Genomic DNA, 18,756 nt, shown 5'->3' on the forward strand with positions numbered 1-18,756 from the left:
GCCGCGCCTACCGCCTCTTCCTGGGCTTCTCCAGCAACGCCACCGCCTCGACATGGTGCGACCAGAGAAACTGGTCGATCGGTGTCACGCTCTTCAGCTTGTAGCCGCCGTCGATGAGGATGCGCAGGTCGCGCGCCAGCGTTGCCGGATTGCACGAGACGGCAGCCACGAGCGGCACGTCCGACCGTGCGATCTGCTTGCACTGGTCTTCGGCGCCGGCCCTCGGCGGATCGAAGGCGATGCCGTCGAAGGCATTCAGTTCCTTGAAGGTCAGCGGGCGGCGGTCGAGGTCGCGGCGCTCGACGGTCACCCGCTTCAGTCCGCTGGCGAAGCGAAAGCCGCGATCGAGTGCGGCAAGGGCTGCTGCGTCGCCCTCGACGGCGTGAACTTCCGAATTTGTCGCCAGCCGCAGCGAGAACGTGCCGCTGCCGGAGAACAGGTCGGCGACCTTCTTGGCCTTGCGCAGATGGCCGGTGACGAGCGACGCCATCGCCTGCTCGGCCTCGGCCACCGCCTGGACGAAACCGCCGGTCGGCGGGGTCACCGTCGCCGTGCCGAATGTCAGCATCGGCTTCACCGGTTCGACGATGATCTCGCCGTCGATGGAAAGCCGGGCGATCTTCGATTTGATGACGAAGTCGGTCGCAGCGCGGCGTATTGCTTCGGTCGGCTTGCCGCAGTCGCTCGCCGCCACCTCCAGCCCGGACTCCGTGGCGGTAACCAGGAACCTGAAAGGCTTCGAGGTATTGGAGATGATGCCTGCAAGGTGGCGCAAGGTGCTGGCGGCGCCGATGATCTCCGGCAGCAGCACCGGACATTCCTCAATGTCGATCAGGACATTGGAGAAAGCCTTGTTGTAGCCGAGATGCAAGCCCGTTTCGGTGTTGCGCGCAGTGAACGCCGCGCGCCGGCGGCTGTGCGGCGGACAGGCAACCAGTTCGCCGACCGGCACATCGATGCCCCGCGTATGCAGCGCATGGGCGACCAACCCGCGCTTCCACTCGCGATAGGCCCCGTCTTCCAGGTGCTGGATGGCGCAGCCGCCGCATTCGGTGAAGTGGCGGCAGGCCGGCTCGATACGCTGGGGCGACGCCTCCAAAACGGCGAGCAATTGCGCCCTGTCCTTGTCGCGGGCCGCGGTCACCGTCTCACCAGGCAGTGTGAAAGGCACGAACACATGGCCGCCATTGATGTCGACGACGCCGTCGCCATGCGCGCCGAGCCGCGCAATCTCGAACCGTGTCGTCATCGATCTTTCACTCCACCGAGCAGATATTCATGATTGCCGTCACCGCCTTCGAGCGGCGACGGGCATGTGCCAAGCGCACGCCAGCCCGGTATGGCGTCGAGCCAACAGCACAATTCTTCAGCCATGCGCGGGCCATCGTCAGGATTCTTGAGCAGGCCGCCCTTGCCGATCGCCTCGCGCCCTGCCTCGAACTGCGGCTTGACCAGCAGGACAGCCTTCGAGCCCGGCTCGGCAAGCTCAAGCGCATTGGGCAGCGCTAGGCGCAGCGAGATGAAGCTCACATCGGAGACGACAAAGTCCGGCCGCCGCCCGTCGAGGTCGTCGAGCGTCAGGTTGCGCGCATTCAGCCCTTCCCGGCAGGTCACGCGCGGATCGGCCTTGAGCTTGGCATCCATCTGGCCGTGGCCGACATCGATCGCCACCACATGCGCCGCACCACGCTCCAGCAGCACCTGCGTAAACCCGCCGGTCGAAGCGCCGATGTCGAACGCATGACTAGCCGCCGGATCAAAGCCGAAATGGTCGAGGCCGGCTATTAGTTTCAGCGCCGCGCGCGACACATAGGCCTGCGCCGGATCGTCGACCGCAATCTCGGCATCCGCCGCAACCGACTGCCCCGGCTTCTTGGCCGGCTGGCCGTCGACGGTGACAGCACCGCGCGTCACTGCATCGCGGGCCCGCGATCGACTCGCAAAGAAACGGCGGCTGACGAGCAGTTCGTCGAGCCGCAGGCTGATGCGAGCTTGCCTTGAGATGTCCATGACTTCCAATGGCGAATGCGCGCCCGCAAGGCAAGCGCAGTCATTCGAAATGCTCAGGCGCGAACGGCCTGTTCCGACTTGCCGAGCGCGGCAAACACGGCGTGAACGATGCCGGCCGCATCGAGCCCGGCATCGGCGTACATCTTGTCGGGATTGGCGTGGTCGACGAAGCTGTCCGGCAGCGTCAGCGGCCGCACCTTGAGGCCGTTGTCGAGCAGGCCGTTGCGGGCGAGGAAATCAAGCACCTGGCTGGAAAAGCCGCCAACCGAGCCTTCCTCAACGGTGACCAGCACTTCGTGCTCGCGTGCCAGCCGGCGGATCAGGTCGGTGTCGAGCGGCTTGGCAAAGCGCGCATCGGCAACCGTGGTCGAAAGACCGGCAGCGCCCAATTCCTCGGCGGCGAGCAGGCAATCCTTGAGCCGCGTGCCAAAGGACAGCAGCGCCACCTTGGAGCCTTCCCTGACCACCCGGCCCTTGCCGATCTCCAGCACCTGCCCACGCTCGGGCATGTCGACGCCGACGCCGTTGCCCCTGGGGTAGCGGAACGAGATCGGGCCCTCGTCATATTCGGCAGCCGTGCGCACCATGTGGCGCAGTTCGGCCTCGTCGGCCGCTGCCATCACCACGAAATCGGGCAGCGAAGCCAGATAGGCGGTGTCGAAGGCGCCGCAATGGGTCGGCCCGTCGGCGCCGACGAAACCGGCGCGGTCGATGGGGAAACGCACCGGCAGCTTCTGGATCGCCACGTCATGCACAACCTGGTCGTAGGCACGCTGCAGGAAGGTCGAGTAGATAGCCACGAACGGCCGCAAGCCTTCGGTGGCAAGGCCCGCGGCGAATGTCACCGCATGCTGCTCGGCGATGCCCACATCGAAGGTGCGCGACGGAAACGCCTCGCCGAACAGGTCAAGCCCGGTGCCCGTAGGCATGGCGGCGGTGACGGCGATGATCCTGTCGTCCTCGCGCGCCTCCTGCATCAGGCTCTCGGCGAAGACCTTGGTGTAGGCAGGCGCATTGGCCGGCGCCTTGGCCTGCGCGCCGGTGATGACGTCGAACTTGTTGACGCCGTGATACTTGTCGGCGGCGGCTTCGGCCGGCGCATAGCCCTTGCCCTTCTGGGTTACGACATGGATCAGCACCGGGCCGGTGCCGTTGTCGCGCACATTCTTCAGCACCGGAATCAGGTGCTCGAGATTGTGGCCGTCGATCGGGCCGATGTGGAAGAAGCCCATCTCCTCGAACAGCGTACCGCCGGTAACGAAGCCGCGCGCGTGCTCGACGGCGCGGGTGATTGCACGGTCGACGCGGCGGCCGAGATAGGAGGTCAGCTTCTTGCCGAGCTCGCGCACGCCGGCATAGGTGCGGCCAGAGGCAAGGCGCGCCAGATAGGCGCTCATCGCGCCCGCCGGCGGGGCGATCGACATGTCGTTGTCGTTGAGGATGACGATCAGCCGCGCATCCAGCGAACCGGCATTGTTCATCGCCTCATAGGCCATGCCGGCCGACATCGCGCCGTCGCCGATGACGGCGATCACATTGTTGCGGCCGCCCTTGAGATCGCGCGCAACGGCCATGCCGAGGCCGGCCGAGATCGAGGTCGAGGAATGCGCCGTGCCGAAGGGATCGTATTCGCTTTCGCTGCGCTTGGTGAAGCCAGAGAGCCCGCCCTCCTGCCTCAGCGTGCGCATGCGGTCGCGGCGGCCGGTCAGGATCTTGTGCGGATAAGCCTGGTGGCCGACGTCCCAGATGATGCGGTCGTCGGGCGTGTCGAAGACGTAGTGCAGCGCCACCGTCAGCTCGACCACGCCAAGGCCCGCGCCGAGATGCCCGCCGGTCTGCGAGACCACGTCGATCAGTTCGGCCCGCAATTCGCTGGCGAGCTGCGGCAGTTGCGCCTCATTGAGCGTGCGCAGGTCGGCCGGCAGGCGGACCTTGTCGAGCAGCGGCGTTTCGGGCTTTGCGTTCATCAATCCGCACCAGTTGAACTGCGGCAGATACGACCGCAGTCATTGAATGTAAATGCGTGGAGGTGCCGCGCCTCAGCCTTCGGGCAGAGGTATGAACTCCTCCTCATCGCCGGGAACGATATCGAAGCGGCCGGTCTTCCATTCATTCTTGGCCTGCTCGATGCGCTCCTTGGAGGACGAGACGAAATTCCACCAGATATAGCGCTTCGAGCCGAGCGAAGCACCGCCGAACAGCATGAAATGCGCACCCGTCTCCGACGACACGACGATCTCGTCGCCGGGGCGAAACACCAAAAGGCGCTCGATCGGAAAGCGGTCGCCAAGAATGTCGATCTCGCCGTCGAGGGTGTAGATGGCGCGCTCCTCGGCATCGGCGGGGATCTTAATACGGGCGCCGGGCGCAAGCGAGATATCGGCATAGAGCGTATCGGAAGCCCGGCGCACCGGCGAACGTACGCCCTTGAAGTCGCCGATGATGAGCCTGCCAGTAACGCCGTCCGCCGAAAATGTCGGAAGCTCGGCAGCTACGGTGTGCTCGAACAGCGGCGCCATCTCTTCCTTGTCGTCCGGCAGCGCGAGCCATGTCTGGAGCCCGGAAACCGACATCGGCGCGCCGCGCAGTTCCTCAGGCGTGCGCTCGGAATGGACGATACCGCGCCCCGCCGTCATCAGGTTCACGTCGCCGGGTGCGATGACCATTTCGGTGCCGAGCGAATCGCGGTGCCGGATCTTGCCGTCGAACAGGTAGGTCACGGTCGCAAGCCCAATATGCGGGTGCGGCCGCACGTCGAGCGCGTGGCCGCCACGCAGGATCGCGGGCCCCATACGATCGAAGAAGATGAACGGTCCGACCAGCCGGCGCCGTGCGGTAGGCAAGGCGCGGCGAACCTGGAAGCCGTCGATGTCCTTGGCGTTGGGCACGACCATCAGTTCGATCTGGTCGCAGGAAAAGGCGTCGCCCGGGGTCGGATCGTTGGCTGGGAAGAAACTCATCGGTTTGCTCCTTGACTGAACTCGTGCAAAGCCCCCCGCATTCCCCTATTCGGCGTCGAGCGGCTCCGTGCCCACCGGCTTGCCGTCGCGCGAAAGCCTGATCTTCTCGACCTTGTCCTCGGCAGCCTTGAGCAGGCGGTCGCAATGCGCCTTCAGCGCTTCGCCGCGCTCGTAGATCTTGATCGACTGGTCGAGCGGCACGTCACCGCGCTCGAGATCGTCGACGATCTTTTCCAGAGCGGCCAGCGCCTGCTCGAAGCTCATGGCCTTGATTTCGTCATTGGGCTCAGCGGCCATGGTTCATCCTTTCATCAGGCGCTTGACGTGGGCGGCCACCGAAAAGGCCAGCCCGTGAAGATCGTAGCCGCCTTCGAGCAGGCTGACGAGACGGTTCGAGGAGAAGCGCGCGGCGCGATCCATCAGCTGCCCCGTAGCCCAGTCGAAATCGGCTTCGGTCAGGTTGATCTCGGCCAGCGGGTCGCGGTGATGGGCATCGAAGCCGGCGGAAATGATGATCAGGTCGGGCGCGAAGTTGTCGAGCGCCGGCAGCACGCGTGAGCGAAAGGCCTCGCGGAAATCATCGCTCCCGGTATCCGGCGACAATGGCGCGTTGACGATGTTGCCGACACCCGCCTCGCTCTTGGCGCCGGTGCCCGGAAACAGTGGCATCTGATGCGTCGAGCAATAAAGCACGGACGGGTCTTCCCAAAAGATATCCTGCGTGCCGTTGCCGTGGTGCACGTCCCAATCGACGATGGCGACGCGTTCGGCGCCATACCGGCGCTGCGCGTAGCGCGCGGCAATCGCAGAATTGTTGAACAGGCAAAAGCCCATCGCCGTGGTTTTCTCGGCGTGGTGGCCCGGCGGGCGGGCTGCAACGAAGACATTGTCGATCTTGCCGGAAAAGACGTCGTCGACGGCAGCGTTCGCCGCACCGATGGCCGTCAGCGCCGCCTGCCAGCTCTTCGGGCTCAAGATGGTATCGCCGTCGATCTGCGCGAGCCCTTCCTCCGGCACCTGCCGGCGAATGCTCTCGACGAACGGCTCCGGATGAACGAACAGGATCGTCTGCTCGTCACCTTCGGGCGCTTCCGCGCGGTCAAGCGTCTCGAATGGCTCGTCATCGAGCGCGCGCTGTATGGCGCGCAGCCGGTCCGGCCGCTCCGGGTGTCCGGCCGACGTCAAGTGCTCGAGATAGATCGGATGCGTATAGAGCCTGGTGACCATATCTCGATATAGGCGCACCAGCCGACTTTGACCATGCTTGGCGCACGGTTGGAATAGCTGCTCAACAAGGTTTAGGCCGAAGCCTGTCCATCCTTCGACTTCGGCGCCAAAAGTCCTTCCAGCAAGGCAGTGAACGCTGCGACGGCCTTTTTGGAAGCGGCTTCCGGCTCCTGGGAATTGGCAATCCATTGTGCCGCATGTTGCGTGGCTCCATTGACCAGCCGTGCCATGGCCTCCGCGTCGACGGGGACGATCATGTTTTTATCGACCAGTCTTTGCAGGCTTTGGGTCATCGAACGTATGCATTCGTTCTGATGAGGCCATTGCAGGGGATCGCCCAGAACGGCCGGCCCGTCGCGCAACACGATGCGCTGGATCTCGGGCTCCAGCGCCATCTCGATATATGCGGTGCACTCGTCGACAAAACCCTGCCAGAGATTATCGGCCCTGGCCGAAACGGCACTCAAACGCTCCGACATTTCGGCATCCATCTCGGCGATGACGGCCACCAGAAGTCCCTTCTTGTCGCCGAAGTGATGGTAGAGCGCACCGCGTGTCAGCCCTGCCGCAGAGGTGAAATCGTCCATGGAGGCATCGGCATATCCGACCGTGCCGAAAGCATGACGGGCCGCGCCGATCAGCTTGGCACGGGTCTCGGCGATCATTTCCCTGCGTGGCTTATGCACGTATTCGCCTCCATTCACATACATGTCACATACACGACGTATGTTAATTGACATACATTACGTATGCCTATATCAGCATGACATACGCAGCGTATGTGAATTGCGCAAGCTCGAAACTCCAGGACTTCCCAATGCCCAACCCCTATGGCGACATATTCAAGGCGCCTGGCGCCAAGGCCTTTTCGGCCGCCGGCTTCGTCGCCCGCCTGCCTCTTTCCATGATTTCGCTTGGCATCGTGACGATGCTGTCGGAAACACATGGCGAATATTGGCTGGCGGGGGCCGTGGCAGCGACTTTCGCGTTTTCCAACGCGCTGATCGCGCCACAGGTATCTCGACTTGTGGACCGCTATGGGCAGAGCAGAATTCTCATTCCCGGCACCATCATCGCCGTTTCCGCGCTGTCAGGCCTGATGCTCGCCACACGATACGGCACGCCGAACTGGACGCTGTTCATGTTCGCGATCATGGCCGGCACGATGCCGAGCATGAGCGCCTTCGTCAGGGCACGCTGGACGCAAATCTATCGCGATACGCCCATGCTGCACACGGCATTTGCCTTCGAGTCGATCGCCGATGAGATTATCTTCATTACCGGACCGATCGTCTCGATTGGACTCAGTGTCGCGGTCTTCCCCGAAGCCGGCCCGCTAGTAGCGACAGTGCTGCTGGCTATCGGCAACCTGCTCTTTGCCGCGCAGAGATCGACCGAACCGCCCATTCACGCCCAAGACAAAAGCGGCGGCGCATCGGTCATCCGGCTACCTTCGATGCAGATATTGGTGATGATCCTGATGGCGATCGGGGCGATCTTCGGCACCTCCGAAGTGACGGCGGTGGCCTTTGCCGAAAGTCAGGGCAACAAGGGGGCGGCAGGCTTCACGCTGGCGGCCTATGCAGCCGGCTCGCTCATCGCGGGGCTGGCATTCGGAGCGCTGAAGCCGAAAATCCCCCTCGCCCGCCAGTTGCTGATGACCATTTCGCTCGCAGCACTCACTACCTTGCCGCTGCTAATGGTCTCCAACATCCCGACGCTGGCCGTCGTCCTGTTTGTCGCCGGCAGCGCCGTCTCACCAACGATCATCACCTCGATGGCGCTGGTGGAAAAGCTGGTGCCCTCGTCCAAGCTCACCGAAGGCATGACCTGGGCTATCACCGGCATCAGCATCGGCCTGGCGCTCGGTTCCTCCGCATCCGGGTGGATCATCGACGAACTCGGATCAACCCACGGGTTCCTTGTCTCGCTGGCTGCAGGATTCATGGCCCTCGTCATCACGTTCCTGGGGCAGGCGACGCTTCAACGCTCGACACGCGGAATGACAGCAGCGCCTGTCCCTGCCGAATAGCAACTATCGGCTGGCGCGGCCTGGAAAGCAGGTCAGCGCCAGCCGAAGCATTGCATCAGACGTTTTTCGCAGCGCCGTCCCAGCGCGACGCCTCGCCCGACCCGAAGGCCTTCTCCTTGAGTTCGCGGAACTTCGACGAAGCCTCTTCCAGCCTGTTGTCCCATTCGGGATTGGGCACCTGGCCCTCGATGACCTTGAAATAGACCTGCATCAACGAGGCGATGGCGAAGGGCTCGATCAACGCCGCCTTGAAGGCCCAGGCGAATATGATGGCGAGGACGAAGGCCCAGCCGGCCAATTCGCCCGGCATGAAGTAGAGGATGGCGCCGGCCGGCGCCAGCATGAACAGGAAGATCAGCAGCGACACGATCCACACCACCAGGGACAGCCAGATGGCGTTCTTGACCATGGTCTTGCCGTTCTGGGCGTAGAGCACAATGCCCTGCCGCGCGCTCTGCCAGGGCGAGTTGCTGCCGATGCGGATGTTGTAGGCCAGGATGATCTCGTCGACATAGGTCAGCGACATGCGGATCACCGTGTTGATGAACCTGACCACGCCGTCGAGACCGGGGATCGGGATGAAGGCGGCGATGCCGCCGATCAGGCCGGTGATCGCGCCGACGGCGCCCTTCACCAGTTGGTCGAGCACGAACAGGATGCTCGCCTCGCTGAAGCGGGCGGTGACGACTTCGCGCGCATAAACGATCTGGTTCTGCCCGCCGGGCAGCTCGCGCCCGTCGATCAGGTGGACCATGGCGGCGATGTGGCCAGCCTTGACGATGTAGAGGATGTATTCGCGGATCCAGTAGACGACCAGCGAAACCACGCCGAAGCCGGCGATGCCACCCCAGAGCGCGAAGGTTATCGGTCCGTCAGGATCGGTGGCGACATGGCCGACCCCGTAACCGACGCCGGCGCCGGCCCCCATCGCCACGATGTAGGCGAGTGTGATGCTGAAATAGACGACCATGCGCAGCACAATGAACGGCCAGGTGCGCGCCATGATCGACAGGCTCTTGCTGATTTCAAAGTCCCACATGCCCGAATCCCCCCGTGAAGGCATCGGCCGGGATCCCCACCCCACAGCGCCGCGCCCAGATTCAAAACAATCCGAAGCGCCGCGCTCCGGAGACGGGCACGAGAATGCGCAGCCGCGGGCGGTTGTCAACCATCCGCCGCCGGCAACTTATGGGATAGGACTTAGCGGATTTCGGTCTTGGCGATGCGGATGCCAAAACCTTCGAGGCCGACATAGTGGCGCTCGCGCGAGGCGATCAGGTTGATCGACGAGATGCCGAGATCCCTGAGGATCTGGGCACCGAGGCCGATCTGCCGCCATTCGTCCTCGCGGTGGCGCGCTTCCTCGTGGTCCTCGCGTTCGGCGGACGGCCGGTTGCGGCCGAGGTTTGAAACGCCCACCGAGCCCTCCCGCAGGTAGACGATCACGCCGCGCTTGCACTCGCCGAAGGTCTTCATGATGTCGCTGAGACGATTGCTGGTGCCGAACACATCGGTCACGACGTCCTCGGTGTGCAAGCGCACAGGCACTTCCTCGCCGTCGCGGATGTCGCCGAAGACGATGGCGAGATGGTGCATGACATCCCAGGGCAGCGTATAGGTGATGGCCTTGGCCTTGCCGGCGGGGGTTTCGATGTCGAATGTGTCGACGCGCTCGATCAGCGTTTCCTGGCGCTGGCGGTAGGCGATCAGGTCGGCGACCGATACCTGCTTCAGATTGTTCTTCTCGGCGAAGGCAGCCACCTGCGGGCCGCGCATCACTGTGCCGTCGTCGTTCACCAGTTCGGAGATGACGCCGACCGGCGGCAGGCCGGCAAGCTTGCACAGGTCGACGGCGGCTTCGGTATGGCCGGAGCGCATCAGCACGCCACCTTCGCGCGCGATCAGCGGGAAGATGTGGCCCGGCCGGACGAAATCGGCACCACCCACATTGGGATTGGCGAGATTGCGCACGGTCAGCGTGCGGTCGTCGGCCGAGATGCCGGTGGTAGTGCCGTGCTTGAAGTCGACGCTGACGGTGAAGGCCGTGGTGTGGGCGGAATCATTGTCGGCGACCATCGGTGCCAGATTGAGCCGGCGGGCGTCTTCCTTGAGCATCGGCGTGCAGACGATGCCGGAGGTGTGGCGCACGATGAAGGCCATCTTCTCAGCCGTGCAATGGACGGCTGCGACGATCAGGTCGCCCTCGTTCTCGCGCCCGTCGTCGTCCATCACGACCACGATCTCACCGCGCTCGAAGGCCCTCAGCGCTTCGACGACTTTCTTCTGGTCGTATGCCATGGTCGGTCTTCCATTCCGAAAACGAGTATTCTGAGACGTCAGCCGCGGCCGGTTTGTCCGCGATGGCGCAGATAGTGGTCGGCGATCGCGCAGGCAACCATCGCCTCGCCGATCGGCACCGCGCGGATACCGACGCAGGGGTCGTGGCGGCCCTTGGTCATGACGTCGACTTCCTTGCCGTCCTTGTCGATGGACTTGCGCGGCGTCAGGATCGAGGAGGTCGGCTTGACGGCGAAACGCGCGATCACCGCCTGCCCGGTCGAGATACCACCCAATATACCGCCTGCGTGGTTGGACAGGAACACCGGATTGCCGTCTTCGCCGATGCGCATCTCGTCGGCATTTTCCTCGCCGGTGATGCGCGCGGCCTCAAAGCCGTTGCCGATCTCGACGCCCTTAACGGCGTTGATCGACATCAGGTTCGACGCGATGTCCTGGTCGAGCTTGCCATATAGCGGCGCGCCGAGCCCCGCCGGCACGCCTTCGGCGACGATCTCGATCACCGCACCGACCGACGAGCCCGACTTGCGGATGCCGTCGAGATAGTCGGCAAAGACCGGAACCGAGGCGGGGTCGGGCGTGAAGAACGGGTTTTCGGCATCGCCGATGAAATCCCAATCCCAATTGGCGCGGTCGATATCCTTGGTGCCCATCGACACCAGCGCGCCGCGCACGACGAGGCCGGGCACGATCTTGCGGGCAATGGCGCCTGCAGCCACCCGCGCCGCAGTCTCGCGCGCCGAGGAGCGGCCGCCGCCCCGGTGATCGCGCAAGCCGTATTTGACGTCATAGGTGTAATCGGCATGGCCTGGACGGTATTGCCGGGCGATCTCGCCATAGTCCTTCGAGCGCTGATCGACATTCTCGATCAGCATCGAGATCGGCGTGCCGGTCGAAACAAGCGTCTCGCCATCCTCGTCGGTAATCACGCCGGACAGGATCCTCACCTCGTCGGGCTCGCGCCGCTGGGTGACGAAGCGCGACTGGCCCGGCTTGCGCTTGTCGAGTTCGTCCTGGATGTCCTTCAGCGTGAAGCGGATTCCGGGCGGGCAGCCGTCGACCACGCAGCCAAGCGCCGGCCCATGGCTCTCGCCCCAGGTGGTGACGCGAAACAGATGGCCGAAGGTGTTATGCGACATGAAAAGGCCCTTTCCGGCGTATCGGCGCCTTCTAGCGCATGCCCTCGAAAAGTGAAATTACTTTTAGGACGGCATGAACCACGCTTTCAAAGCGACAGGATGATCCTTGCGCACGCGGACAGGTTGCGTGTAGCTCATATTTCCATTTAGCGGTGGTCAACCGTGATCGCGGCAGATTTAGTTTTGACACATTCGATTGGTTTCTGCTTCCTTCCGACCGCCCGTAAATCGTTCGCCTCCCGGGAGGGGCGCAGAAGAAAGAGGACGATAACGATAATGCGTACCCTTATTGGCGCGGTTGCCGCCGTTCTCATGATATCCGGTGCCGCGCTGGCCGCCGAGGCCGAAGGCAAGATCAAGTCCGTCGACAAGGACAAGTCGGTCATCACGCTCGACAACGGCAAGTCCTACAAGCTGCCGGGCGAGTTCGACGTCGACAACATCAAGCCGGGCATGGATATCCTGATCGCCTATGACGTGGTCGGCGGCGAGAACCTCATCACCGACATGGAACTGCCGCAGTAAAAACGGCAGCCGTCACAGCCAGTCCAGACGGCCATCCTCGAATCTGAGCACGCGGTCCTGCGGTATCTCCAGGGCCGCCGCTTTGCTTTTGGGCATGGCCGCTACCAGCCGGAAGATGGCGCGCACCACCCCGCCATGAGTGACGCAGACGGTTGGCTGCCGGATCTCCGCAAGCCATGGCCGCACACGCGCGGTGAGCATCTCGTAGCTCTCGGCGTATTCGCCGGGCGGCACGAAATCCCACTTGTCGTGCTGGCGTGCCTCGGACGACCCGGGCATGCGGGTTTCAAGCTCGGCGAAGGTGTGGCCCTGCCAGTCGCCGAAATGCACCTCGACCAGTCGCTCGTCGGTCCGGTAAGCCACGGGGTCGAGCCCCATCGCCTGGCGGGCCCGTTCCATCGTCTCGCGGGTACGCCGCAGAGGGCTCGCCACGAAGTCGAATGCCTGGGGATCACAGATCAGCTCGGCGAGACGAGCGCCATTGCGGTCGGCCTGCTCGCGGCCGAGCGCATTGATGTCGGTGTCGGCCTGCCCCTGCAGGCGTTGCTCGGCATTCCAGGCCGTCTGGCCGTGGCGCACGAAATAGACGATCGGTGACATGCCGGGCAGTGACAAGGATCTGGCTTTGGTCAGTCCTTGACGGTCGAGATGTCAGGCGCGTCTACGGCCTTCATGCCGACGACATGATAGCCGGAATCGACATGGTGGACCTCACCGGTGACGCCGCGAGACAGGTGCGACAGGAAGTAGAGACCGGCATCGCCGACCTCTTCGATCGACACGGTGCGGCGCAGCGGGGCGTTGTACTCGTTCCACTTGAGGATGTAGCGGAAATCATCGATGCCCGAAGCGGCAAGCGTCTTGATCGGGCCGGCCGAGATCGCGTTGACGCGGATGTTCTTGGGACCCATGTCGACGGCGAGATACTTCACGCTTGCCTCGAGCGCGGCCTTGGCAACGCCCATGACGTTGTAGTTCGGCATCACCTTCTCGGCGCCGTAGTAGGTCATGGTCAGTAGCGAACCACCTTCGGTCATCAGCTTCTCGGCGCGCTTGGCGATCGCCGTGAAGGAATAGACCGAAATGTCCATGGTCTTCAGGAAGTTGTCGTGGCTGGTGTCGACATAGCGGCCGGTCAGCTCTTCCTTGTCGGAGAAGCCGATGGCGTGGACGACGAAGTCGAGCTTGCCCCACTTCTTTTCCAGCGTCTCGAACACGGCGTCGATGCTGGCCATGTCGGTGACGTCGCAATGACCGCAGACGAAGGCGCCGATTTCGGCGGCCAGCGGCTCGACGCGCTTCTTCAGCGCATCGCCCTGATAGGTGAACGCGAGTTCCGCCCCCTGGTCCGCACAGGCCTTGGCGATTCCCCAGGCGATCGATCTGTTATTGGCGACGCCGAGAATAAGGCCGCGCTTGCCGGCCATGAGGCCCTGTCCACCCGCCATATGAGCGCACTCCGATGCTTGAACTGTTTGGAAGAGCCTATCGCATAGGCTACCTGCGCCTTCAAGCGCTCATGCGTCGGCAACGATACGGCCAGTGCAGCAGCCGTCAGGCGTTGCGCGTGCGCATCAGATGCTCGAGCTCGGGATCGCCGCCCTCGGGCAGCATCACCCTGATATGGACATAGAGGTCGGCGTGGCCACCGTTTTTTTCCGGCAAGCCACGCCCCTTGATGCGCAGCACCTTGTCCGAGCTCGACCATTCCGGCACCTTGACGGCAATGCGACCCGTGGGCGTCTCGACGGCTGCCTTGGCGCCCAGCACGGCATCGTGCAACGGCACCGGCAGGTCGACATGGAGATCGCGGCCTTCGACGCGGTAGCGCGGATGGCGGCGGAACCTGATCTTCACCAGCGCGTCGCCGGCAGCGCCGAAGCCCTGCTCGCCCTGCCCTTTAAGCCGAATGGTCTGGCCGTCCTCGACAAACTCCGGCAGCTTGACTGCCATCTTGCGGCCGTCTGGAAACAGTGCCGTCACCTTCGGCGCGGTCGCGGCCTCCTCGATGGTCACGTCGAGATTGACATTGATGTCGGCACCCGGCTGGGGGCTCGGCCCGCCCGCACCGGCACGCGCGCCAGCGCCACCGCCGCGCTGGCCGAACGCGTCGCCGAAGATCTGGCTGAAAATGTCTCCGCCCTCGAAGGACGAGCCGCCCGGCCCGCCCGAGCGGAACTCGAAGCGGCTGCCACCGGCGCCCGACGATTGGCGACGGAATCCGCCAAACGGATCGCCACCCGCGGCACCTTCGAAGCCATGGAAGCGCTGCTTGCCCTCGCCATCGATCTCGCCGCGGTCGAACGCCGCCTTCTTCTGCTCGTCGCCGAGAATCTCGTAGGCCTGGTTGGCAGCTGCAAAGCGTTCCTTCGCCTTCGGATCATCGGGATTCTGGTCCGGATGATGCTTCTTGGCCAGCTTGCGATAGGCCGCCTTTATGTCCTTGGCCGAGGCGTTCTTGGCAACGCCCAGCACCTCATAGGGGTCGCGCATGCAAAATTTCCACGCTTAGAGAAGGGTTGATCACCACCTATATGCGCTTGGCTAGGAAGAAATTCCAGAGGCTTGGGCCCCGCAAAGTGTCAGACCGGCTCGAAAGCTAGCATCTGCCAGGTTCCGGCTCCGGCGGCACAGATTTCGCCCTTGAACAGGGTGACGCCATCGAAGCTTTCGCGCGATGCGGAGAACTTGCGGCACAGCACGCCGCGTTCCATGCTCTCGGCTAGCGCCGTGATCGACCCGCGCGCGCCGGTCTCGGCATTGGCCCAGGGAATCGCCTGCCCCTTCAGTTCCTGCAAGTCGGCTGACGAGACGGCGTTGCGGATGGTCGCCTGGTCGGACAGCCGATTCGCGTCGATGCCCGCGCTGCCGGCATCGTCGGGCACCTTGCTCGTCAGCACGCTGCGATCGACCTCGGCCTTTTCCAGGCTGAAGCCGCCGGCACCGCAGGCGGTCACCATTGTCAGGCTGAGCAGAAGCACCACCTTGAGGCAACGAATTCCGAAATGTGAGCCCTCAAAGGCTTGCGCGGGACGCGACAATAGGCATTCTCCCGGTCGGCATTGGCAGGTCGAGTAAGAGCTATGACGGACACAGGGTTAAAAAGCGGTGACTTCACGGAGAGCGCGGAGCCTTATCGGCTCTTTGCCGCATGGCTGCAGGATGCGACAGCCAGCGAGCCGAACGATCCCAACGCGGTAGCGCTGGCGACGGTCGACACCGACGGGCTGCCCGACGTCCGCATGGTGCTGCTCAAGGGCTTCGACGAGCAGGGCTTCGTCTTCTACACCAATTTCGAGAGCGCCAAGGGCCGCGAGATCCTGGCAACGATGAAGGCTGCGATGTGCTTCCACTGGAAGTCGCTGCGCCGCCAGGTGCGGGTGCGCGGGCCTGTGGAAATCGTCACCGACGAAGAGGCCGACGCTTATTTCGCTTCGCGTCCACGCGGAAGCCGCATCGGGGCCTGGGCGTCGAAGCAGTCGCGTCCGCTCGAAAGCCGATTCGCGCTGGAAAAGGCGGTTGCCGAATACACCGCGCGTCACGCCATCGGCGAGATCCCGCGGCCGGCGCACTGGTCGGGCTTCCGCATCCTGCCGAGCCAGATCGAGTTCTGGCACGACCGTCCGTTCCGGCTGCACGACCGCATCGTCTTCACGCGCAGTGGCAACGGCGGCTGGGAGAAAGAACGGCTTTATCCCTGAGCTCTTCACCCTCCCACTTGTAGGGAGGGTGAAGCCCCTTACTTCTTCCTGGTCATGAATGCGACGAGGGCGGCGCGCGCCTCGTCGGACTTGAGGCGGGCGCGGAAGTGCTCGCTTTCCTGCTTGATGCGGGCGACCAATTCCAAGCGGTCGCCGCGCATCAGGTCGCGCGCGATCCTGAGCGCTTCCGGGGGCTTGGCGGCGATCTCGCGCGCCGCAGCAAGTGTTGCCGCCTCGAGCTCGTCTTCGGCCACGACCTTGTAGATCAGGCCGGCGGCCTGGGCGCGCTCGGCCGAAAGGCCCTCGCCCAGCCCGAGCATCGCGAACGCCCGCTGCAGCCCGAGCACATTCGGCACTAGCAGGCTCGACCCTGCTTCCGGAACGAGGCCGAGATCGACAAAAGGCGTGCGGAAGGTGGTGCGCGGCGTGGCGAAGGTCAGGTCGCAGTGCAGGTTGAGCGTGGTGCCGATGCCGACGGCAATGCCATCGACACCTGAAACGATCGGCTTGCCGACATTGGCCAACGCCAGCAGGAAGTCCCAGACTTCACCGCCACCCTCGCCGCCACTGGCGATCGCCATGAAGTCGGCCAGATCGTTGCCGGCCGAGAACGCGCCCGGCAGGCCGAGAAAGACGTGGGCGCGGATCGCGGGGTCCGCGTCGCCCGCCGTCAGCGCAGCCGCCATGTCGGCATACATCGCCCGCGTGATCGCGTTCTTCTTGTCCGGACGGTTCAGCCGGATGATCTGCACGGCATCCTGCCGCTCGATGACAATATGGTCGCTCACGTCTCTACGTCCCCTCGTCCTATTTTCTACGCCTTGACCAGCGCTTTCGCCGCGTCCGCCAGGCTGTCTGCGCCGCCGATGACACGGTCCTTGAGCGCGGCAGTTTCGCCGAGCATGTTTTCGGCAAAGAACCGGCAGAGCGAAATGCGCCCGGCATCGCTATCGGCAAGTGCCGCCCGCGCCAGATAGGCACCGCCGGCGGCCAGCGCGAACAGCCTGAGATATGGCGTGGCGCCGGCCAGCGCATCGTCCGTTCGGCCGTCGCCCAGGGCGTTCTGCAGATAGCGCGCGGCCTCGCGGAGGTGGCCGAGCGCTTGCTCGAGACTGTCAGCCGTCCGCCCGAAGTCCACGTCGTTCCGGGCCGCGACCGCGCCGGCCACCTCGCCAAGTTCGTCTATGTAGCCCTGGACGTGCTTGCCATTGCCGAGCGGCAGCTTGCGCATCACGAGGTCGATCGCCTGGATGCCGTTCGTGCCCTCGTAGATTGGAGCGATGCGGGCGTCGCGCAAAAGGCTTGCCGCCCCCGTTTCCTCGATGAAGCCCATGCCGCCATGCACCTGCACTCCGAGCGAAGCCACCTCGACGCCTACATCGGTGGGGAATGCTTTTGCCACGGGGGTCAGCAGATTGGCACGGTCTTGCCAATGCTCCTTCGCCTCGCCTTCCGAAACGCGCGCCATGTCGAGCGCATGCGCACAGGAATAGGCGATGGCGCGTGCTGCCTGGGTCAGCGCCTTCATGGTCAGAAGGTTGCGCTGGACATCGGGGTGATGGACGATCGGCGCCATGCCCTCGCCCTGATAGCTCGACGCCTTGCCCTGGCGGCGGTCGTTGGCATAGGCGAGCGCCTTCTGGAAGGCAGTCTCGGCAACCGCCACGCCCTGCATGCCAACCGACAGGCGGGCATTGTTCATCATCGTGAACATGCAGGCGAGCCCCTTGTTTTCCTCGCCGATCAGCCAGCCCACGGCGCCCGGCTCGCGATCCCCAGCGAAGCCGTCGCCGTAGATCATCGTGCAGGTCGGCGAGGCGTGGATGCCGAGCTTTTCCTCAAGGCCGGAGCAGAACACATCGTTGCGCGCACCCGGCGTGCCATCCTCGTTGAGCAGGAACTTGGGCACCAGGAACAGCGAGATGCCGCGCGTGCCGGCCGGCGCATCGGGCAGCCGGGCCAGCACCAGATGCACGATGTTGTCGGTCAGGTCATGCTCGCCATAGGTGATGAATATCTTCTGGCCGAAGATGCGGTAGGTGCCGTCGCTGGCACGCTCGGCGCGGGCGCGCAAGGCAGCGAGATCCGAGCCCGCCTGCGGCTCGGTCAGGTTCATGGTGCCCATCCACTCGCCCGAGACGAGCTTTTCGAGATAGGCCGCCTTCAGTTCCTCCGAAGCATGCTTCTCCAGCGCTTCGACCGCCCCCATGGTCAGCGTCGGCCCGATACCGAAGGCCATGGCGGCCGAGTTCCACATTTCGAGCGCGGCAACGCCAAGCATGGTCGGCAGGCCCTGCCCGCCAAACTCCTCGGGCCCGTTCAGGCCGTTCCAGCCGCCCTCGATCCAGTGCTTGTAGAGCTCCTTCCAGCCGGCCGGCATGGTGACCGCGGCATCCTTGAGCACGGCGCCCTCGCGGTCGCCGACCTTGTAGAGCGGCGCAACCTCCTCGGTAGCAAAACGTCCTGCCTCGGCCAGGATGGCATCGACCAGGTCCTCGCCGAGATCGCCGAAAGCACTCGCATCGAGTGCGGCCTTCAGCCCCGCCACATGCTTCAGCGCAAAACCTATCTCTTCGACCGGGGCGCGATACATGGCGTTTTCTCCTGCTGATAAAGATGCGGCTGCAGCCGCCTGCCTGTCCCGCACATTAGCCGCCTTGGCCCGGCGAGGGAAAGCGACTTTTGACGTAAACGTCAAATTTTAGTGGGTCCTTTGCACCAAAGTAGGACATTGATAGAAGGGGGCGACAACAACGGGGATTGCCATGCTCGCCCGGCCTGACGCCTATAACTGCATCGAATGCAGCCTGAACTTTCACTCTGAGGGCTTCTGCTACCATGAAGGCAGGATCGAGAACGGTGCG

Annotated in this window: 19 protein-coding genes; 3 read left to right on the top strand and 16 right to left on the bottom strand. The window is 64.0% G+C overall.

The annotated features are described in order from the left end of the window. Positions 1-7: 7 nt before the first annotated feature. The 7 genes from ABSY17_RS18770 to ABSY17_RS18800 all read right to left on the bottom strand — a co-directional run bounded on the left by ABSY17_RS18770 (position 8) and on the right by ABSY17_RS18800 (position 6,883). Positions 8-1,249, bottom strand: coding sequence for a class I SAM-dependent RNA methyltransferase (locus ABSY17_RS18770; RefSeq protein WP_378943901.1), 1,242 nt, complete (start codon positions 1,247-1,249; stop codon positions 8-10). Next, positions 1,246-2,010 carry a TlyA family RNA methyltransferase gene (locus ABSY17_RS18775; RefSeq protein ID WP_378943903.1) on the bottom strand — a complete coding sequence of 255 codons (765 nt, stop codon included), beginning with the start codon at positions 2,008-2,010 and terminating at the stop codon, positions 1,246-1,248. The genes ABSY17_RS18770 and ABSY17_RS18775 overlap by 4 nt, the downstream gene beginning before the upstream one ends. Before the next feature lie 53 nt (positions 2,011-2,063). Next, entirely contained in the window at positions 2,064-3,977 is a 1,914-nt protein-coding gene (dxs, locus tag ABSY17_RS18780) for a 1-deoxy-D-xylulose-5-phosphate synthase (protein ID WP_378943905.1), read from the bottom strand. Positions 3,978-4,049: 72 nt separating this feature from the next. Further along, positions 4,050-4,970: a pirin family protein gene (locus tag ABSY17_RS18785; protein ID WP_378943907.1), complete on the bottom strand. Its 921-nt coding sequence runs from the start codon at positions 4,968-4,970 to the stop codon at positions 4,050-4,052. Between the two features lie 45 nt (positions 4,971-5,015). Then, positions 5,016-5,267, bottom strand: coding sequence for an exodeoxyribonuclease VII small subunit (locus ABSY17_RS18790; RefSeq protein WP_055978295.1), 252 nt, complete (start codon positions 5,265-5,267; stop codon positions 5,016-5,018). Between the two features lie 3 nt (positions 5,268-5,270). Next, entirely contained in the window at positions 5,271-6,197 is a 927-nt protein-coding gene (locus ABSY17_RS18795; protein ID WP_378952861.1) for a histone deacetylase family protein, read from the bottom strand. Positions 6,198-6,268: 71 nt separating this feature from the next. Then, on the bottom strand, positions 6,269-6,883 hold the full coding sequence (locus tag ABSY17_RS18800; protein ID WP_378943909.1) for a TetR/AcrR family transcriptional regulator: 615 nt from the start codon (positions 6,881-6,883) through the stop codon (positions 6,269-6,271). A gap of 131 nt (positions 6,884-7,014) precedes the next feature. On the opposite strand from ABSY17_RS18800, the gene ABSY17_RS18805 reads away from it, so the two are divergent. Continuing rightward, positions 7,015-8,229: an MFS transporter gene (locus tag ABSY17_RS18805; protein WP_378943911.1), complete on the top strand. Its 1,215-nt coding sequence runs from the start codon at positions 7,015-7,017 to the stop codon at positions 8,227-8,229. A 55-nt stretch (positions 8,230-8,284) separates the two neighbouring features. On the opposite strand, the gene ABSY17_RS18810 is transcribed toward ABSY17_RS18805, so the two are convergent. The 3 genes from ABSY17_RS18810 to aroC form a co-directional block, all read right to left on the bottom strand. After that, entirely contained in the window at positions 8,285-9,268 is a 984-nt protein-coding gene (locus ABSY17_RS18810; RefSeq protein ID WP_378943913.1) for a hypothetical protein, read from the bottom strand. Positions 9,269-9,429: 161 nt separating this feature from the next. Continuing rightward, positions 9,430-10,527 (bottom strand): 3,4-dihydroxy-2-butanone-4-phosphate synthase, encoded by a 1,098-nt coding sequence (gene ribB, locus ABSY17_RS18815; RefSeq protein ID WP_378943915.1) that lies wholly within the window; start codon positions 10,525-10,527, stop codon positions 9,430-9,432. A 38-nt stretch (positions 10,528-10,565) separates the two neighbouring features. Further along, entirely contained in the window at positions 10,566-11,666 is a 1,101-nt protein-coding gene (gene aroC / locus ABSY17_RS18820) for a chorismate synthase (RefSeq protein ID WP_378943917.1), read from the bottom strand. Positions 11,667-11,942: 276 nt separating this feature from the next. On the opposite strand from aroC, the gene ABSY17_RS18825 reads away from it, so the two are divergent. Next, positions 11,943-12,191: a DUF1344 domain-containing protein gene (locus ABSY17_RS18825; RefSeq protein ID WP_378943919.1), complete on the top strand. Its 249-nt coding sequence runs from the start codon at positions 11,943-11,945 to the stop codon at positions 12,189-12,191. Between the two features lie 12 nt (positions 12,192-12,203). Here the strand turns inward: ABSY17_RS18825 and ABSY17_RS18830 are convergent, their stop codons facing one another. The 4 genes from ABSY17_RS18830 to ABSY17_RS18845 all read right to left on the bottom strand — a co-directional run bounded on the left by ABSY17_RS18830 (position 12,204) and on the right by ABSY17_RS18845 (position 15,232). Further along, positions 12,204-12,791, bottom strand: coding sequence for a histidine phosphatase family protein (locus ABSY17_RS18830; RefSeq protein ID WP_378943921.1), 588 nt, complete (start codon positions 12,789-12,791; stop codon positions 12,204-12,206). Between the two features lie 29 nt (positions 12,792-12,820). After that, positions 12,821-13,639 carry an enoyl-ACP reductase FabI gene (fabI, locus tag ABSY17_RS18835; RefSeq protein ID WP_378943923.1) on the bottom strand — a complete coding sequence of 273 codons (819 nt, stop codon included), beginning with the start codon at positions 13,637-13,639 and terminating at the stop codon, positions 12,821-12,823. Between the two features lie 106 nt (positions 13,640-13,745). After that, positions 13,746-14,684 (bottom strand): DnaJ C-terminal domain-containing protein, encoded by a 939-nt coding sequence (locus ABSY17_RS18840; protein ID WP_378943925.1) that lies wholly within the window; start codon positions 14,682-14,684, stop codon positions 13,746-13,748. Positions 14,685-14,773: 89 nt separating this feature from the next. Next, the gene (locus ABSY17_RS18845; protein WP_378943928.1) at positions 14,774-15,232 is read right to left on the bottom strand and encodes an RT0821/Lpp0805 family surface protein; all 459 of its coding nucleotides are present in this window, start codon (positions 15,230-15,232) and stop codon (positions 14,774-14,776) included. A 42-nt stretch (positions 15,233-15,274) separates the two neighbouring features. Between ABSY17_RS18845 and pdxH the strand changes: the two genes are divergently transcribed. After that, entirely contained in the window at positions 15,275-15,892 is a 618-nt protein-coding gene (pdxH, locus tag ABSY17_RS18850; protein WP_378943931.1) for a pyridoxamine 5'-phosphate oxidase, read from the top strand. Positions 15,893-15,930: 38 nt separating this feature from the next. On the opposite strand, the gene ABSY17_RS18855 is transcribed toward pdxH, so the two are convergent. Both ABSY17_RS18855 and ABSY17_RS18860 read right to left on the bottom strand, forming a co-directional pair. Then, a complete protein-coding gene (locus ABSY17_RS18855; RefSeq protein ID WP_378943933.1) occupies positions 15,931-16,680 on the bottom strand; it encodes a crotonase/enoyl-CoA hydratase family protein in 750 nt (249 codons plus the stop codon). 26 nt (positions 16,681-16,706) lie between these two features. Further along, positions 16,707-18,485: an acyl-CoA dehydrogenase gene (locus ABSY17_RS18860; RefSeq protein ID WP_378943936.1), complete on the bottom strand. Its 1,779-nt coding sequence runs from the start codon at positions 18,483-18,485 to the stop codon at positions 16,707-16,709. Positions 18,486-18,756 lie beyond the last annotated feature (271 nt).

This window comes from Mesorhizobium sp. ANAO-SY3R2 (assembly GCF_042466635.1).
Taxonomy (GTDB): Bacteria; Pseudomonadota; Alphaproteobacteria; order Rhizobiales; family Rhizobiaceae; genus Aminobacter.

What these genes read in the sequence shown, in the direction of transcription:
- ABSY17_RS18770 (WP_378943901.1), bottom strand. Translation starts at nt 1,249, where the DNA reads ATGACGACACGGTTCGAGATTGCGCGGCTCGGCGCGCATGGCGACGGC.
- ABSY17_RS18825 (WP_378943919.1), top strand. Translation starts at nt 11,943, where the DNA reads ATGCGTACCCTTATTGGCGCGGTTGCCGCCGTTCTCATGATATCCGGT.
- ABSY17_RS18830 (WP_378943921.1), bottom strand. Translation starts at nt 12,791, where the DNA reads ATGTCACCGATCGTCTATTTCGTGCGCCACGGCCAGACGGCCTGGAAT.
- ribB (WP_378943915.1), bottom strand. Translation starts at nt 10,527, where the DNA reads ATGGCATACGACCAGAAGAAAGTCGTCGAAGCGCTGAGGGCCTTCGAG.
- ABSY17_RS18810 (WP_378943913.1), bottom strand. Translation starts at nt 9,268, where the DNA reads ATGTGGGACTTTGAAATCAGCAAGAGCCTGTCGATCATGGCGCGCACC.
- dxs (WP_378943905.1), bottom strand. Translation starts at nt 3,977, where the DNA reads ATGAACGCAAAGCCCGAAACGCCGCTGCTCGACAAGGTCCGCCTGCCG.
- ABSY17_RS18860 (WP_378943936.1), bottom strand. Translation starts at nt 18,485, where the DNA reads ATGTATCGCGCCCCGGTCGAAGAGATAGGTTTTGCGCTGAAGCATGTG.
- ABSY17_RS18790 (WP_055978295.1), bottom strand. Translation starts at nt 5,267, where the DNA reads ATGGCCGCTGAGCCCAATGACGAAATCAAGGCCATGAGCTTCGAGCAG.
- pdxH (WP_378943931.1), top strand. Translation starts at nt 15,275, where the DNA reads ATGACGGACACAGGGTTAAAAAGCGGTGACTTCACGGAGAGCGCGGAG.
- ABSY17_RS18775 (WP_378943903.1), bottom strand. Translation starts at nt 2,010, where the DNA reads ATGGACATCTCAAGGCAAGCTCGCATCAGCCTGCGGCTCGACGAACTG.
- fabI (WP_378943923.1), bottom strand. Translation starts at nt 13,639, where the DNA reads ATGGCGGGTGGACAGGGCCTCATGGCCGGCAAGCGCGGCCTTATTCTC.
- ABSY17_RS18840 (WP_378943925.1), bottom strand. Translation starts at nt 14,684, where the DNA reads ATGCGCGACCCCTATGAGGTGCTGGGCGTTGCCAAGAACGCCTCGGCC.
- ABSY17_RS18795 (WP_378952861.1), bottom strand. Translation starts at nt 6,197, where the DNA reads ATGGTCACCAGGCTCTATACGCATCCGATCTATCTCGAGCACTTGACG.
- aroC (WP_378943917.1), bottom strand. Translation starts at nt 11,666, where the DNA reads ATGTCGCATAACACCTTCGGCCATCTGTTTCGCGTCACCACCTGGGGC.
- ABSY17_RS18805 (WP_378943911.1), top strand. Translation starts at nt 7,015, where the DNA reads ATGCCCAACCCCTATGGCGACATATTCAAGGCGCCTGGCGCCAAGGCC.
- ABSY17_RS18785 (WP_378943907.1), bottom strand. Translation starts at nt 4,970, where the DNA reads ATGAGTTTCTTCCCAGCCAACGATCCGACCCCGGGCGACGCCTTTTCC.